Genomic DNA, 14,271 nt, shown 5'->3' on the forward strand with positions numbered 1-14,271 from the left:
GTTGCGCGATCCACGCGAATCAAACGATTCGCAAGATTCGCACGCATCGCGCACCGCCGCTCTCAGCGCTTGTCGCCCGCCGCGGCGCGCTTGCACATCGCCTCGTTAAACAGAATCGCCTTGCCGACGCTGCGATAGTTATCGGCGTCGCAGGGCGGCAGTTCATCCGTGCCATTCTGGATCGCGACGGTTTGCGCGAGCGTCGCGACGCACTGCGCGCTCTGCCCAAGGTGATACTGCGCGAGCGCGAGATCGCTGCGCGCGCTGTCCCGCTCGATCCAGTTCATGAACGTCTGGCACTCGCCGACCAGCGAACCCAGCGCCGCGCTCGCGCCCGCGTAATCCTTCTTCGCATACAGCGCACGCGCCGACTTCAGACGCGTTGCGCGCGCCGCATCGCGGCACGCCTCGGGCGGCTTGCGGTATTCGCCCTGGAAGTCCGCGCGCATGCCGCAGAACGAGCGGCACGCGTCCGAATCGCCGGTATCGAGTTTCAGTTGGCCGTTCGCGCCCGTCATGCTGATCCGGCAGGTGGTCTCGCCATCGGTCGCGACGCCGGTGCGGCCCACGATCTTGCCGTCGACCTGGCATTCGTGGCAATTCCCGCCCAGCGTCTCGATGCTGAAGCGGCCGTTCTTCACGCTCAGCGAGCCGTGGCCGCTGCCGCCCTCGACGAAGATGTAGTCGCCTGCTTCGACGGCAGGCGCGGCCTGCACCGCCGACGCGCCGAACACCGCACACAGTCCCGCGACGCATGCAGCAACGCACGCCGCGCCCTGTGCGCGCCGAACCCACGCACGCGTCCATGCGAGTCGCGACATCGCCCTTCTCCCTGTTTCGAGCCTGAGATTTCCCGGCGATGCGCGGCGAGCACGCCCCGCGCCGGACGAAGCGAGATCATCCCATAGTCGCGCCATCGCACGAACGGACCGTGCCGCGCCCATGAAAAAAGCCCGCGCGCATCACGCGCACGGGCTTTTTCGTCGAGCCTCAGCGGCTCTGGATGAGCGTCGCGAGACGCGCGCTCATCGGCTCAAGTCGGCAACAACTTAGTCGGCCTTGATGCCTTCGACCTGGATCTGCAGCGTCGTGGCCATCTTGAAGCCATACGCCTGGCCGTAGTTCACGCCGTAGTCCGAACGATCGAACGTGGCGGTCGCGTCGGCGCCGCACACTTCACGCTTGAGCATCGGGTTCTGGAAGCACTTGAACGAATCGATCTTCAGGTTCAGCGGCTTGGTCACGCCGTGCAGCGTGAACGTGCCGATCACTTCGACGGGCTTGTCGCCGTCGTACTTGATCGACGTGCCCTTGTAGACGGCCGTCGGGTACTTGGCTGCGTCGAGCATTTCCGCCGAGCTGACGTGCTTGTCGAGCGCCTTGTTGCCCGTGTCGATCGACGATGCGTCGATGGTCACGTCGACCGTGCCGGTCTTCGCAGCCGGGTCGAGCACGACCGTGCCCGAGCTCTTCGTGAACTTGCCGCGCCACACCGAGACGCCGCCGAAGTGGTCGGTCTCGAAGCTCGGGTACGTGTGCGTCGGGTCGAGGTTGTAGGTGGTCGGCGCAGCGACGGCGGGCGTGGCGATGGCGGCGGCGAGTGCAGCGGCGGCAGCCGCGGCGAAGATCGTGTTCTTCATGTGAGCGTGTGTCCTGATGCTGGGGTTAAGACGAAGCGAATGCGATTTGCGATGAAAACGGTCAGCCGGTGCGCGTCAATGCGCGGCGGCCACGATGTGAAACTTGATCTGCACGTCGTCGGCGACGATCGAGGTGTCTTTCCACTCGCCCGTGCCGATGTTGTACGCGAGGCGCTTGATGGGCAGCGCGCCGTCGAACACCTGGTTCGCGCCGTCCTTGTGGTACTGCACCGGCACGACGACGTCGGTCGTCTTGCCCTTGATCGTGAGCTTGCCCGCGACCGAATACGCGCCGTTCGCGCCGGCCTTGATCTGCGTGGAGACGAAGGTCGCGTGCGGGAATTTGCCTGCGTCGAACCACTCGTCGCCGGCCACTTCCTTGTTGTAGTCGGGCGAGCCGAGGTCGAAGCTCGCGACCTCGACGTCGAGCTTCGCGCTCGATGCGGCGGCGTTGGCCGGATCGAAATGCACGTCGGCGCTGAAGTGGTTGAACTTGCCTTCGACCGGCACGTTCATCTGCTTGAACACGGCCGAGACGGTGCTCTTGCCGGCTTCGGGCGCCGCATCCGCGTTCAGGGCGAACGAAGCGGTGAAGGCCGCGCCGGCGGCGAGCGCCGCGCCGAGCGCGACGACGGAGGCTTTCTGGACGAGACGGTGGATCATGATCGGTTCGCTATTTACGCTGGAAGCGGTGAAAAAGACGTCGAAAAGGGACGCGGCGCGCGAGGCGCGGCGCACGGGGTGTTCAATCGCGCGGCGTGCCGAACGGCAGCATGCGCGCGAGGATGTTCTGCCGGTCGAGCAACTGATGCTTCACGACCGCGAGCACGTGCAGCGCCACCACGGCCAGCAGCGTGTAGTTCAGCGACACGTGCACGAGGCGCAGCGTGCCCTTGAGCGCGGTGTCCGGATCGATCAGCGTGGGCAGCGGCCAGATGCCGAGATACACGACCTGAATGCCGGCCGCCGAGCTGTACAGATAGCCGGTCACGGGGATCGCCACCATCAGCACGTAAAGCAGGAAGTGGCCGAGATGCGCGAGCCCCTTCTCCCACGCGGGCGTCGAGGCGGGCAGCGCGGGCGCGGCGTGCGTCGCGCGCCAGATCAGGCGCACCAGCACGAGCACAAGCACGGTCACGCCGATCCACTTGTGCCACGAAAAATAGCGCAGCTTGGTGGGCGTGATGCCGGGAATGTCGGTCATGATCCAGCCGAGCGCGAAGCCCCAGACGATCAGCACGGCGACCAGCCAGTGCAGCAGCATGGCGACGCCGCTGTAGCGGCCGGCGGACTTGACGGTTCGATTCATCGGCATGGTTATCCTTGATGGGGAACGCGCACTTTACCCCGATGCGAGCTATTCAAACAATCGTCTAAAATGGATCGTTACCATCCAATTTTTCGATAGATCGCCCATGGACCGCTCTCCGAGCCTCGAACAACTGCGCGCGCTGATCGCGGTGGCGGAAACCGGCAGCTTCTCGGCGGCGGCCCGCCAGCTCGACCGCGCGCAGTCGGTGGTGAGCTACACGATCGCGAATCTGGAGGCGCTGCTGGGCGTGGCGCTGTTCGAGCGCGGCAAGCGCAAGCCCGAACTCACGGCGGCGGGCCGCGCGATTCTCGCCGACGCGCGCCGCCTCGACCTGCTGATGGGCCAGCTTAACGCCAAGGCGGCCGGGTTGCAGCGCGGACTGGAAGGCGAAGTTTCGGTGGCCGTGGACGTGATGTTTCCGTCGGGACGGCTGGTGCAGGCGCTGCAGGCCTTCGCGCGCGAATTCCCCACCGTCGCGCTGAATTTGACGATGGAGGCGCTCGGCGGCGTGCTCAAGCTCGTGCTCGACGGCGACTGCGCGTTCGGCATCAGCGGGCCGAACCAGAACTGGCCGCACGTGATCGAGGCGCGCGCGATCGGCACCGTCGAACTCGTGATGGTGGCCGCGCCCTGTCATCCGCTCGCGCAGGCCGCGCAGCCCGTGCGCATTTCCGACGCGCGCGAACACACGCAACTCGTGCTCACCGACCGCAGCCGCCTGACGGTCGGGCAGACCTTCGGCGTGTACAGCAACCGCGCGTGGAAGCTCGGCGACCTCGGCGCGAAGCACCGCCTGCTGCTCGCGGGCCTGGGCTGGGGTTCGATGCCGCTCCATCTGGTGGAAGCCGATCTCGAAGCGGGCCGCCTCGTGCGCATCGCGCTCGCGGACCGCAGCTCGGTGAATTACAACGTCACGCTGATCCACCGCACCGACACGGGCGCCGGTCCCGCGACCCTGTGGCTCTGCGAATATCTGACGAACGGCACGCCGCCGCAGGCGCCGCTACCCGATGCGCCCTGACATCGTCGGCGGCATACGCTGACAGCGTCGGCTGAAGTCGCGCGCAGACTTCGCCGCCCGCCCAGTTGCGCCGATACAACCCGCCCGCCCACCTGACAAAGCTTCACAAACCCGCCTGAGCCGCGCCACGCGGCGCGCCGCGGCCATTACTGCGCGTCGGACGACGCACCGGGCGCGGCAATTCACTCATCCGCGCATTTTTCGAGAAAGACCCTCGTGCCATGATCGCGCCGCTCCAGAAGCCGGCGGCGCGCGACCTCGCGCCGCGACGGTCCGCGCGGTGCCGTGTTCCACCACGCGCGTCGTTCGACCTTGCTCGATACGTCACATGGATAACTTCGTCTACTGCCTGGTTTCGAATCTCGCCCTGCTTGCCGCCGTGCAACTGGTCTGCTGGTTTATCCGCGCGATGCGCCCGGACCTGAGCGTGCGCGGCGCGCGCGTGTTTGTCGGCATGATGGTGCTCGCGTGCGCCTTCGACGCCGCACTCACCTTCCTCGTGTTCGCCGATGCGGGCGGCCCGTGGCGCGAGCGTCATCCGGTCGAAGCCTTCTTCCCGCGCGCGGCCGCTTACGTGTTGAGCGCGCTGTTCGCGCTTGTTGCCGGCGGTCTGGCTAGCCGGCGCGCGGCTGATCGCAACGCTGAGCGCAACGCTGAGCGCAGCAATGAACGCAGCAATAAGCGCAGCAACGAGCGCAACGCCGCGCGCGACGGCCTCGTGATCGAAACGTCGCCCTACAGCAAATCCACCTTGCCGATGTAGGCCGCGCTCCCGACGCCCTACTTCGACGCCTTCTTGCCCTTGCCCGCCGCCATATCCGCGCGTTCCGCCACTCGCACCGCCTGTGCGTTTTTCGCGGATTTCGCGCTCTGCGCCGCCGGCGGCACCACGCCGGACCAGCCCGGCAGATAACGCGCGTCCGGATCGTGCGCGTGGGCGAGCGCCTCGCTGAGCGCATCGTCGAAGTCCTTGCGCACGCGCGCCGCCGACACCTTGCTGCGCAGATAGTCAGCCCAGAGGAATTCGCTGAACGGCGTGGTGTCCTTGGCGTAGCCGCCTGCCATGCGCAGCTCGCCCGCGAGGCTGCGGTACGGATCGTCGGCGAGACCGAGCAGCTGCTTCGGCAGATTCCCGTAATCGCAGCGCTCGCCGGACGCGTCGAACGGATGCACCCACTGGTTGTGCTCCATCATCCGCCAGAAGATCGTGGCGTCGAGCCACGACAGATCCTTGAGCACCGTGACCTTCACGCTCGGCACGCCCTCGTGCAGCCACGCGAGCCCGAGATGGTGATGATCGACCACGTAGTGACGCCCCTTCGGCCCGAGCACGGCCGGAAACCAGTGCGAATCGATCGCCGCCGCGCGGCCTTTCTTGTCGAGCGACGCCCAGTGCTCGCGCTTGGCGTTGACCTCGCGAAAGCCGACGGTAAGCTGCGTCGGACGCAGTTCGTCGAGCTTGACGTCGATGAGATGCAGATCCGTGTTCTGCAGGTTCATGGCTGGGCTCCTGATCGGGCGTGCTGAGGTGACGGGGTGCGGCGAACGGGCGTCGCGCAACGATACAACCGAACCGATATGCAGTGCGCATGAATCGAGGCGACGAGCCGCGCGGCCTGCGTCGGGTCAACCCCGACCGAGCCGGGCACGCAGGATGCACGCGATCGCCACTTCGCCTATAAATGCACGGATATGACGCGAAGGCGCGGCGCCCGGCCGGTTTATCGCCTTTTCGTTCAAGCGTCGGCGTCACCGACCGTTTCGCAGTCTTGCCTCAATGTCGTCGCAGGTTTGTTTCAGGCAGTCGCATCAACTCGCAGTGCTCTGCAGTTCGCGCGTCTTTCCGGCTCAATCATCGACTCAAGCGAGGGCATCTTGGATCTCGAAACCATCCGCGTATTCATCATGACCCGAGGCATCGACTTCGGGACCAAGGTGCTGGCGGCGATCGTGCTGTGGATCGTCGGGCGCTGGGTCATCAACCTGATCGCCGGCTTCCTGCGCAAACTGCTCAGCCGCAACGAACGCGTCGACCCCACGCTCGCGCACTACCTCAGCTCGATTCTCGCCGGCGTGCTCAACCTGCTGCTGGTGCTCGCGATCCTGCAGGTGTTCGGCGTGCAGACCACCTCGTTCGCGGCGCTGCTTGCCGGTCTCGGCCTCGCCATCGGCACCGCGTGGGGCGGCCTGCTCGCGCATTTCGCGGCGGGCGTGTTCATGCAGGTGCTGCGTCCGTTCAAGGTCGGCGACTTCGTGACGGCGGGCGGCGTGACCGGCACCGTCAAGGAGCTGGGCATCTTCGGCACGACCATCATCTCGCCGGACAACGTGATCAACATCGTCGGCAACAACAAGATCTTCTCGGACACCATCTCGAACTACAGCGCGACGCCCGTGCGCCGCGTCGAGCTGACCGCGAAGATCGCCAACGGCGTCGATCCCGTCGATGCCGCCAACCGGCTGCGCGCGGCCCTCGCGAAAATCCCGAACGTCGCGCAGGAACCCGCGCCCGACGTCGAGATTCTCTCGTTCACGCCCGAAGGTCCGTTGCTCGCGGTGCGTCCGTACACCAACAACGACACCTACTGGCAAGTGTATTTCGACACCAACCGCGCGATCGTCGAGACCTTCCGCGACGCGGGCTATCCGACGCCGGAAACGCCGTCGATCATCCGGCGCATCGGCACGCAGGGCGCGTAAGGCGTCCGCGCAAAGAAAAACGGCATCGTCCTCGCGGGCGATGCCGTTTTTGCGTGAAACGCCGCTCAACGACGTTCCGTGACCTTCAATTGCCGTCAGTGGCCATTCGGCCCGCGCACGGCATTGCCGCCGCTGTTCTTGCGCATCATCTTCCAGAGGCCGCCGAGCACGACCGGCACGATCGCCGCGCCGATACCCACCAGCACGATGATGTTGAGGTACTGGCGGATGAACGGAATGTTGCCGAAGAAATAGCCGAGCAGCACGAGCAGCAGCACCCAGAACAGCGCGCCCGCGACGTTGAAGAGCTGGAAGCGTTGCATGCTCATCTGCGAGACGCCCGCGACGAACGGCGCGAACGTGCGCACGACCGGAATGAAGCGCGCGAGCACGATGGTCTTGCCGCCGTGACGCTCGTAGAAGTTATGGGTCTTTTGCAGCGCGGCGCGGTCGAGGAAGCGTTCCAGCCCGCGTATGCGCGTATTGAACACCGCCGGTCCGATCGCCCGGCCGATCATGTAGTTGAGCGTGTTGCCCGTGACCGCCGCGACGATCAGGAGCACGAGCAGCAGGCCGAGATTCATCTCGTGCGTGGCTGCGAACGCGCCGCCGATAAACAGCAGCGAATCGCCCGGCAGGAACGGCAGCACGACGAGCCCGGTTTCGCAGAATACGATCAGGAACAGAACCGCATAGACCCAGGCACCGTACTGGTGGATGAAGACTCCGAGAAACTTGTCGATGTGCAAGACAAGATTGACGAACTGCAGCAGCGTATCCAAAAGTGTCCCTTATTGGTCGAGGACGGAGCGCTTGCAGGAAGCGCCCTCGCCCGGTGTTGCGCGAGAAGGAAAATTGACCGCGCCATGATACAGAAAGTGCCCCGCCGTCACGAAAAATTCCCGTGAACGGCGGCAAAAATGCGTCCAATAGATCGCATATTGGCGCTTAACGGACACTTAAGGGGCGCGAGTCGCACGCCAGGCCGGCGCGTCGCGACTCGCTATAATTGCGCGCATGTCTTCGAATTCCGATCCCACCGGCGCCGCCGCGCCCGACGCTCCCGCCTCCGCCGACGCCCAGGAGGCCAACGCGGCCAACGCAGCCACCGCGGCGCCCGAATCCGCCTCGCGCGGCCCGCGGCCCGCGCGCGCGATCCAGGCGCTGCCCGATCAGCTGATCAGCCAGATCGCCGCCGGCGAAGTGGTCGAGCGCCCCGCCTCGGTCGTGAAGGAACTGCTCGAAAACGCGCTGGACGCGGGCGCGAGCACGCTGCGCATTCTGCTCGACGAAGGCGGCGTCAAACGCATCTCGATCGCCGACGACGGCTGCGGCATTCCCGAAGGCGAATTGCCGCTCGCGCTGATGCGCCACGCCACCAGCAAGATCCGCTCGCTCGCGGAACTCGAAAGCGTCGCGACGCTCGGGTTTCGCGGCGAAGCGCTGGCCTCGATCGCCTCGGTCGCCGAAATGTCGATCACGAGCCGCACCGCGCAGGACGCGCACGCCGTCAAGATCGACGCGCATACGGGTGCGATCTCGCCCGCCGCGGGCGGCCAGGGCACGACCATCGAAGTGCGCGAGCTGTACTTCAATACGCCCGCGCGCCGTAAATTCCTCAAGAGCGAGCAGACCGAACTCGGTCATTGCCTGGAAATGATCCGCCGCAGCGCGCTCGCGCGTCCGGACGTGGCGATCTCGGTGCTGCACAACGGCCGCGCCGTCGAGCACTGGAATGCAAGCGATCCGGGCACGCGCGTCTCGAAGATTCTCGGCGAGACCTTCGCCACCGCGCATCTGCCGCTCGACGAGCGCGCGGGTCCGCTCGCCGTCTACGGCTGCGCGGGTCTGCCGACGGCGAGCCGCAATCGCGCCGATCAACAGTACTTCTTCGTGAACGGCCGCTTCGTGCGCGACAAGCTGCTCACGCACGCGGTGCGCGCGGCCTACGAGGACGTGCTGCACGGCGACCGTTATCCGTCGTATGTGCTGTTCCTCGACCTGCCGCCCGAGGCCGTCGACGTGAACGTGCATCCGTCGAAGATCGAGGTGCGTTTCCGCGATTCGCGCTCGATTCACCAGTTCGTGTTCCATGCCGTGCAGCGCGCGCTCGCGCGGCACGCGGGCGCGTCGCCGGAAACCACGGCGGGCGGCCATGCCGCGATGATCGAACCGCGCGCGATTCCGGGCGCGGGCGTGCTCGGCGGATCGGTGGGGCTCAGTTCCGGTGCGTCGGGGTCGGCGGGGGTGTCGTCAGGATCGACGGGATCGCTCGGCGACGGCGCGGGCCGCTTCGGCACCGCGAGCGTCGCGAGCAGCTTCGGCGGTTCGTCGAGCGCGTTCGGCGGCGCGGGTAGCGCCGGCAGCGGCCGCTCGTCGGGCTTCGGCGGCGGCTCGGGCGCTAGCTCAGGCAGCGGTTCGAGCAGCGGCAACACCTGGCTGCGCCAGTCGCGCATGCAACAAGGCTCGCTGCCCGTCGCGCAGCCGCTCGCGCTGTACGACGCGCTGTTCGGCCGCAAGGACGTCGGCGCCGGGCAAGGCTCGACCGTCACGCAAGCCGATGGTGCAGCCGACGGCGCCCGCTTCGACAGCGCCGCGCAACCGGCCTTCGATGCCCGCGACGACCATCCGCTCGGCTTCGCGCTCGGCCAGGTCCACGGCATCTACGTGCTCGCGCAGAACGCGCGCGGCCTCGTGATCGTCGACATGCACGCGGCGCACGAACGCATTCTCTACGAGCAGTTCAAGACGGCGCTGGCCGAGCGCTCGCTCGCCGTGCAGCCGCTCCTGATCCCGATTTCGATGCAGGCCGATCCCGTGGAAACCGGCACCGTCGAAGAAGAAAAGGCCACGCTCGAAGCGCTGGGCTTCGATCTCGCGGTGCTCTCGCCCACCTCGATCGCGATCCGCGCCGTGCCCGCGCTGCTCAAGGACGCCGATCTCCAGGCGCTCGCGCGCGCCGTGCTCACCGACCTGCACGCCTACGGCGGCTCGCGCGTGCTCACCGAGCGTCAGCACGAAATGCTCGGCACGCTCGCCTGCCATCACGCGGTGCGCGCCAACCGGCGTCTCACGCTCGACGAGATGAACGCGCTGCTGCGCCAGATGGAAACCACCGAACGCGCCGACCAGTGCAATCACGGCCGCCCGACGTGGTATCAGCTCACGCTCGCGGACCTCGACCGCCTGTTCATGCGCGGCCAGTAAGCGAGCTTCGATGAGCATGACGCAACACGCACTCCCTACGCCGGTCGCCTGCCTGCTCGGGCCGACCGCTTCCGGCAAGACCGCCGCCGCACTCCGCTATGCAGCGCAAATGGCCGCGCAGGGCCGCACGGTCGAGATCGTCAGCGTCGATTCGGCGCTCGTCTATCGCGAGATGGATATCGGCACCGCGAAACCGAGCGCGGAAGAACGCGCGGCGGCGCCGCATCATCTGATCGATATCGTCGATCCGGCCGATGCCTATTCCGCCGCCAACTTTCGCGCCGACGCGCTGCGCGTAACGGGCGAGATCGTCGCGCGGGGCAACGTGCCGCTGCTCGTGGGCGGCACGATGCTCTACTACAAGGCGCTCACACAAGGTCTGAACGATCTGCCGGGCGCCGATCCCGCCGTGCGCGCGCAACTCGACGCCGAGGCCGCCCGCGACGGCTGGCCCGCGCTGCACGCGCGCCTCGCGCAAATCGATCCGGCCACGGCCGCGCGCCTCGCGCCGAACGACTCGCAGCGCATCCAGCGCGCGCTCGAAATCTGGATGCTGTCCGGGCAGCCGATGTCGGCGCTGCTGGCCGCGCCGTCGAGCCGCGACGACGAGGCCGCGCGCTACCGCTTCGTGCCCGTCGCGCTCGAACCGTCGGATCGCGCGGTGCTGCACCGACGCATCGAGCAGCGCTTCGACGCGATGCTCGCGGCGGGTCTGATCGACGAGGTGAAGGCGCTGCGCGCACGCGGCGACCTCGACGCGAATCTGCCGTCGATGCGCTGCGTCGGCTATCGGCAGGCGTGGGAGTATCTCGACGGCGACATCGACTACGACACGATGCGCGACAAGGGCGTGTTCGCCACGCGTCAGCTCTGCAAGCGCCAGCTCACGTGGCTGCGCGCGATGCCGGAGCGCATCGTCGTCGATTGCTGCGCGGCGGACGCCACCGCGCAGGCCGTGTCGGCGATCGAGCGGATTCACGCCTAGGCCGCTTCGCCCCCCACTTTTCCGTTGTGCATCACAGCATCGCGCGCGGCGCCTGCCGCGCGTGCGTGCACACGCCCGCTCTCACGCACGCCCCGCCCTTGCGCGCCGCAGCGCGCCACCAAAACCCGCGCGTGTCGTCTTGACTTTCCTTCGCCCGAATACGATCATTCGTTCATCAATCGGGCAAATGCTCTGCCTTTCCCGCCCGTCGATTCGAACACCCAAACCAGCCAGACGCGCACGCTCAATGCGCGCACATCGCCCTAGACAGGCGAACACGGAGACACCTTATGGCCAGCGAACGCAGCGACGCGAACGTGATCCTGCACATCGGCGCCGGATCGTTTCACCGCGCGCATCAGGCGTGGTATCTGCACCGCGTCAATCTCGCGCGCCAGCCGGACGAGCCGCAGTGGACGCTGAGCGTCGGCAACATCCGCGCCGATATGAACCCCGTCATGGACGCGCTCGCGGCGCAGCACGGCGTCTACACGCTGGAAACCGTCACGCCGCAGGGCGAGCGCGCCTACGAGCAGATCCGCTCGATCACGCGCGTGCTGCCGTGGTCGGCGGACCTCGCGAGCCTGATCGACGCGGGCGCGGACCCGGCCTGCAAGATCATCGCGTTCACCGTGACCGAAGGCGGTTATTACCTCGACGAGCACGACCGTCTCGACACCGCCAATCCCGATCTCGCCGCCGATCTGAACGGTGCGCGCACCACGATCTACGGCGCGCTGGCCGCGATCCTCGACGCGCGCAGGACGCGCGGCGGCGGCCCGGTCACGCTGCAAACCTGCGACAACCTGCGCAGCAACGGCAAGCGCTTTCACGCGGGCATGCGCGAATTTCTCGCGCTGCGCGGCGAGACCGCCCTGCGCGAATGGTTCGACGCGAACACCGCCTGTCCCGATTCGATGGTCGACCGCATCACGCCGCGTCCGACGCCCGACGTGCGCGAGCGCGTGAAGGCCGCCACCGGCGTCGACGACGCCTGCCCGGTGATGGGCGAGGCTTTCATCCAGTGGGTGATCGAGGATCACTTCTGCGCGGGCCGCCCCGCGTGGGAGCGCGCGGGCGCGGAGATGGTGGAATCGGTGATGCCTTACGAGGAAGCGAAGATCCGCATTCTCAACGCGACGCATAGCTGCATCGCGTGGGCGGGCACGCTGGTCGGTCTGTCGTATATCCACGAAGGCACGAACGACGCCGATATCCGCGCATTCGCGCACGCCTACGTGAGCGAGGACGTGATTCCCTGCCTCACGCCGAGCCCGCTCGACCTCGAAAAGTATCGCGACGTGGTGCTCGAACGCTTCAGCAATCCGTATATCCAGGACACCAACCAGCGCGTGGCCGCCGACGGCTTCTCGAAGATCCCCGGCTTCATCGCGCCGACGATCGCGCAACGCATCGCCGCAGGCGCGACGCCTGCCGCCACCGCCGTGCTGCCCGCGCTGTTCCTGCGCTTCCTGCAACGCTGGAACAAGGGCGTGCTGCCGTATCAGTATCAGGACGGCGTGATGGACGGCGTGGCCGTGGCGAAGCTGTTCGAAGCCGCCGATCCGCTTGCCGCGTTCGCCGCCGACAAGCTGCTCTGGGGCAGCCTCGCGGGCGGCGCGCCGCTCGAAGGCGCGCTGCGCGAAGCGCTCGCGCGCGTCGATGCGTGGCTCGCCCGGCGCGGGTCCGCGGCTTGATCGCGCGCTTGTCGCGCTTGTCGCCGCTCGTCGCTGCTCCCGACACTCCGCTTTCGCGCGCGGCCGCCGCCGCGCCGTTGTTCCACCCGCGCGTCCCCGGGTCGCCGCGCATGGCGCCGCCGTGCGCGCGCGGCTAAAGTAGCGCCTCCACCTCTGAACCTGCGCGCGCCATGTCCACGTATCTCGGCATCGACCTCGGCACCTCCGAAGTGAAAGTCCTGCTGCTCGCGCCCGATGGCCGCGCGATCGGCACCGCGGGCTCGCCGTTCACGGTTTCGCGTCCGCAGCCGCGCTGGGCCGAACAGCATCCCGACGACTGGTGGGACGGCACGCGCCGCGCGCTCGCCGCGCTGCGCGCGCAGCATCCGCACGAATTCGCGCAGGTGCGCGGCATCGGCCTCTCGGGGCAGATGCACGGCGCGGTGCTGCTCGACCGCCACGACGCCGTGCTGCGTCCCGCGATCCTCTGGAACGACATGCGCGCCGTCGACGAGTGCGCCGAACTCACCGCGCGCGCGCCGCAACTGCATCGCGTGGCGGGCAATCTGGCGATGCCAGGCTTCACCGCGCCCAAGCTGCTGTGGGTCGCGCGCCACGAGCCCGAGCTGTTTCGCCGGACCGCCTGCGTGCTGCTGCCGAAGGACTGGCTGCGCCTGAAACTCACGGGCGGCAAAGTCTCCGATCCGTCCGACGCAGCCGGCACGCTCTGGCTCGACGTCGCGAAGCGCGACTGGTCCGACGCCCTGCTCGACGCCTGCAACATGACGCGCGCGCAGATGCCCGCGCTCGCCGAAGGCAGCGCGCCGTCCGGCACGCTGCTGCCCGAGGTCGCGCGCGAGTTCGGGCTGCGCGAGGACGTGGTGGTGGCGGCCGGCGGCGGCGACAACGCCACGAGCGCGATCGGCATCGGCGCGGTGCAGCCCGGCGACGGCTTCGTCTCGCTCGGCACCTCGGGCGTGCTGTGCGTGATCGGCGACCGCTTCGCGCCCAATCCGGCCTCGGCCGTGCACGCGTTCTGCCACGCGATTCCGGACCGCTGGCATCAGATGAGCGTGGTGCTCTCGGCGGCGAGCTGCCTGCGCTGGGTCTGCAAGCTCACGGGCACGCACGAGCCCGAACTGCTCGCCGAAGTCGAAAAGCTCGACGCGCGCACGCTCGCCCAGGCGCCGCTCTTTCTGCCCTACCTCTCGGGCGAGCGCACGCCGCACAACGATCCGTACGCGCAGGGCGTGTTCTTCGGCATGACGCACGCGACCGACCGCGCGCTGCTCGGCTACGCCGTGCTCGAAGGCGTGACGCTCGCGCTCACCGACGGCCTCGACGCGCTCGCCTCGGCAGGCACCACGGTCGGCCCGCTGTCGATGCTCGGCGGCGGCGCGCGCAGCGCCTACTGGGCGCAACTCGTCGCCGACGCCTTCAACACGCCCACGCGCCAGCACGGCGGCGGCGAAACCGGCGCGGCGCTCGGCGCGGCTCGGCTCGGCTGGCTCGCGGCGGGCGGCTCGTTCGACGAGGTGCTGACCAAGGCGCCCGTGGCCGCCGAATACGCGCCCGACGCCTCGCGCCACGCGGCGCTGCGCGAGCGGCTCGACGCGTATCGCGCGCTGTACCGGCACGTGCGTCCGCTGTTCGATCCGTCGCGCGAAAGGTTGGCGTAAGAACGGCGGCGTATCCAGTACACTTCGCGCGCTCGCGCCGTTTTGACGTCA

Annotated in this window: 12 protein-coding genes and 1 pseudogene; 7 read left to right on the forward strand and 6 right to left on the reverse strand. The window is 67.8% G+C overall.

What is annotated here, in order from left to right; genetic code table 11:
* Nucleotides 1-62: 62 nt before the first annotated feature.
* The 4 genes from G5S35_RS11600 to G5S35_RS11615 all read right to left on the reverse strand — a co-directional run bounded on the left by G5S35_RS11600 (nucleotide 63) and on the right by G5S35_RS11615 (nucleotide 2,949).
* Nucleotides 63-821, reverse strand: a complete 759-nt coding sequence (locus G5S35_RS11600; RefSeq protein ID WP_237181289.1) for a hypothetical protein — start codon at nucleotides 819-821, stop codon at nucleotides 63-65.
* Nucleotides 822-1,049: 228 nt separating this feature from the next.
* Nucleotides 1,050-1,640 (reverse strand): YceI family protein, encoded by a 591-nt coding sequence (locus G5S35_RS11605; RefSeq protein WP_065059258.1) that lies wholly within the window; start codon nucleotides 1,638-1,640, stop codon nucleotides 1,050-1,052.
* A 75-nt stretch (nucleotides 1,641-1,715) separates the two neighbouring features.
* Nucleotides 1,716-2,303: a YceI family protein gene (locus G5S35_RS11610; protein ID WP_074986791.1), complete on the reverse strand. Its 588-nt coding sequence runs from the start codon at nucleotides 2,301-2,303 to the stop codon at nucleotides 1,716-1,718.
* An 82-nt stretch (nucleotides 2,304-2,385) separates the two neighbouring features.
* The gene (locus tag G5S35_RS11615; protein WP_074986792.1) at nucleotides 2,386-2,949 is read right to left on the reverse strand and encodes a cytochrome b; all 564 of its coding nucleotides are present in this window, start codon (nucleotides 2,947-2,949) and stop codon (nucleotides 2,386-2,388) included.
* 106 nt (nucleotides 2,950-3,055) lie between these two features.
* Here G5S35_RS11615 and G5S35_RS11620 point away from each other — a divergent pair, with 106 nt between their 5' ends.
* Together G5S35_RS11620 and G5S35_RS11625 are read left to right on the forward strand one after the other, a co-directional pair.
* Nucleotides 3,056-3,973, forward strand: coding sequence for a LysR family transcriptional regulator (locus tag G5S35_RS11620; protein ID WP_065059259.1), 918 nt, complete (start codon nucleotides 3,056-3,058; stop codon nucleotides 3,971-3,973).
* A gap of 328 nt (nucleotides 3,974-4,301) precedes the next feature.
* Entirely contained in the window at nucleotides 4,302-4,736 is a 435-nt protein-coding gene (locus G5S35_RS11625) for a hypothetical protein (RefSeq protein ID WP_065059260.1), read from the forward strand.
* A 122-nt stretch (nucleotides 4,737-4,858) separates the two neighbouring features.
* On the opposite strand, the pseudogene G5S35_RS11630 reads toward G5S35_RS11625, so the two are convergent.
* Nucleotides 4,859-5,473: pseudogene (locus G5S35_RS11630) on the reverse strand (ParB-like protein); the annotation flags it as partial.
* 375 nt (nucleotides 5,474-5,848) lie between these two features.
* Here G5S35_RS11630 and G5S35_RS11635 point away from each other — a divergent pair.
* Nucleotides 5,849-6,673: a mechanosensitive ion channel family protein gene (locus tag G5S35_RS11635; protein ID WP_065059261.1), complete on the forward strand. Its 825-nt coding sequence runs from the start codon at nucleotides 5,849-5,851 to the stop codon at nucleotides 6,671-6,673.
* Between the two features lie 95 nt (nucleotides 6,674-6,768).
* Here G5S35_RS11635 and G5S35_RS11640 read toward each other — a convergent pair whose 3' ends face one another.
* Nucleotides 6,769-7,455: a DedA family protein gene (locus G5S35_RS11640; RefSeq protein ID WP_065059262.1), complete on the reverse strand. Its 687-nt coding sequence runs from the start codon at nucleotides 7,453-7,455 to the stop codon at nucleotides 6,769-6,771.
* 235 nt (nucleotides 7,456-7,690) lie between these two features.
* On the opposite strand from G5S35_RS11640, the gene mutL reads away from it, so the two are divergent.
* The 4 genes from mutL to xylB all read left to right on the forward strand — a co-directional run bounded on the left by mutL (nucleotide 7,691) and on the right by xylB (nucleotide 14,220).
* A complete protein-coding gene (gene mutL / locus G5S35_RS11645; protein WP_074986730.1) occupies nucleotides 7,691-9,880 on the forward strand; it encodes a DNA mismatch repair endonuclease MutL in 2,190 nt (729 codons plus the stop codon).
* A 16-nt stretch (nucleotides 9,881-9,896) separates the two neighbouring features.
* Nucleotides 9,897-10,865: a tRNA (adenosine(37)-N6)-dimethylallyltransferase MiaA gene (gene miaA / locus G5S35_RS11650; RefSeq protein WP_375790444.1), complete on the forward strand. Its 969-nt coding sequence runs from the start codon at nucleotides 9,897-9,899 to the stop codon at nucleotides 10,863-10,865.
* A gap of 290 nt (nucleotides 10,866-11,155) precedes the next feature.
* The gene (gene dalD / locus G5S35_RS11655; RefSeq protein ID WP_183038315.1) at nucleotides 11,156-12,562 is read left to right on the forward strand and encodes a D-arabinitol 4-dehydrogenase; all 1,407 of its coding nucleotides are present in this window, start codon (nucleotides 11,156-11,158) and stop codon (nucleotides 12,560-12,562) included.
* Nucleotides 12,563-12,732: 170 nt separating this feature from the next.
* Nucleotides 12,733-14,220 (forward strand): xylulokinase, encoded by a 1,488-nt coding sequence (xylB, locus tag G5S35_RS11660; protein WP_074986733.1) that lies wholly within the window; start codon nucleotides 12,733-12,735, stop codon nucleotides 14,218-14,220.
* The last annotated feature ends 51 nt before the right edge of the window (nucleotides 14,221-14,271 follow it).

The sequence above is a fragment of the Paraburkholderia tropica genome (assembly GCF_014171495.1).
Taxonomy (GTDB): domain Bacteria; phylum Pseudomonadota; class Gammaproteobacteria; order Burkholderiales; family Burkholderiaceae; genus Paraburkholderia; species Paraburkholderia tropica.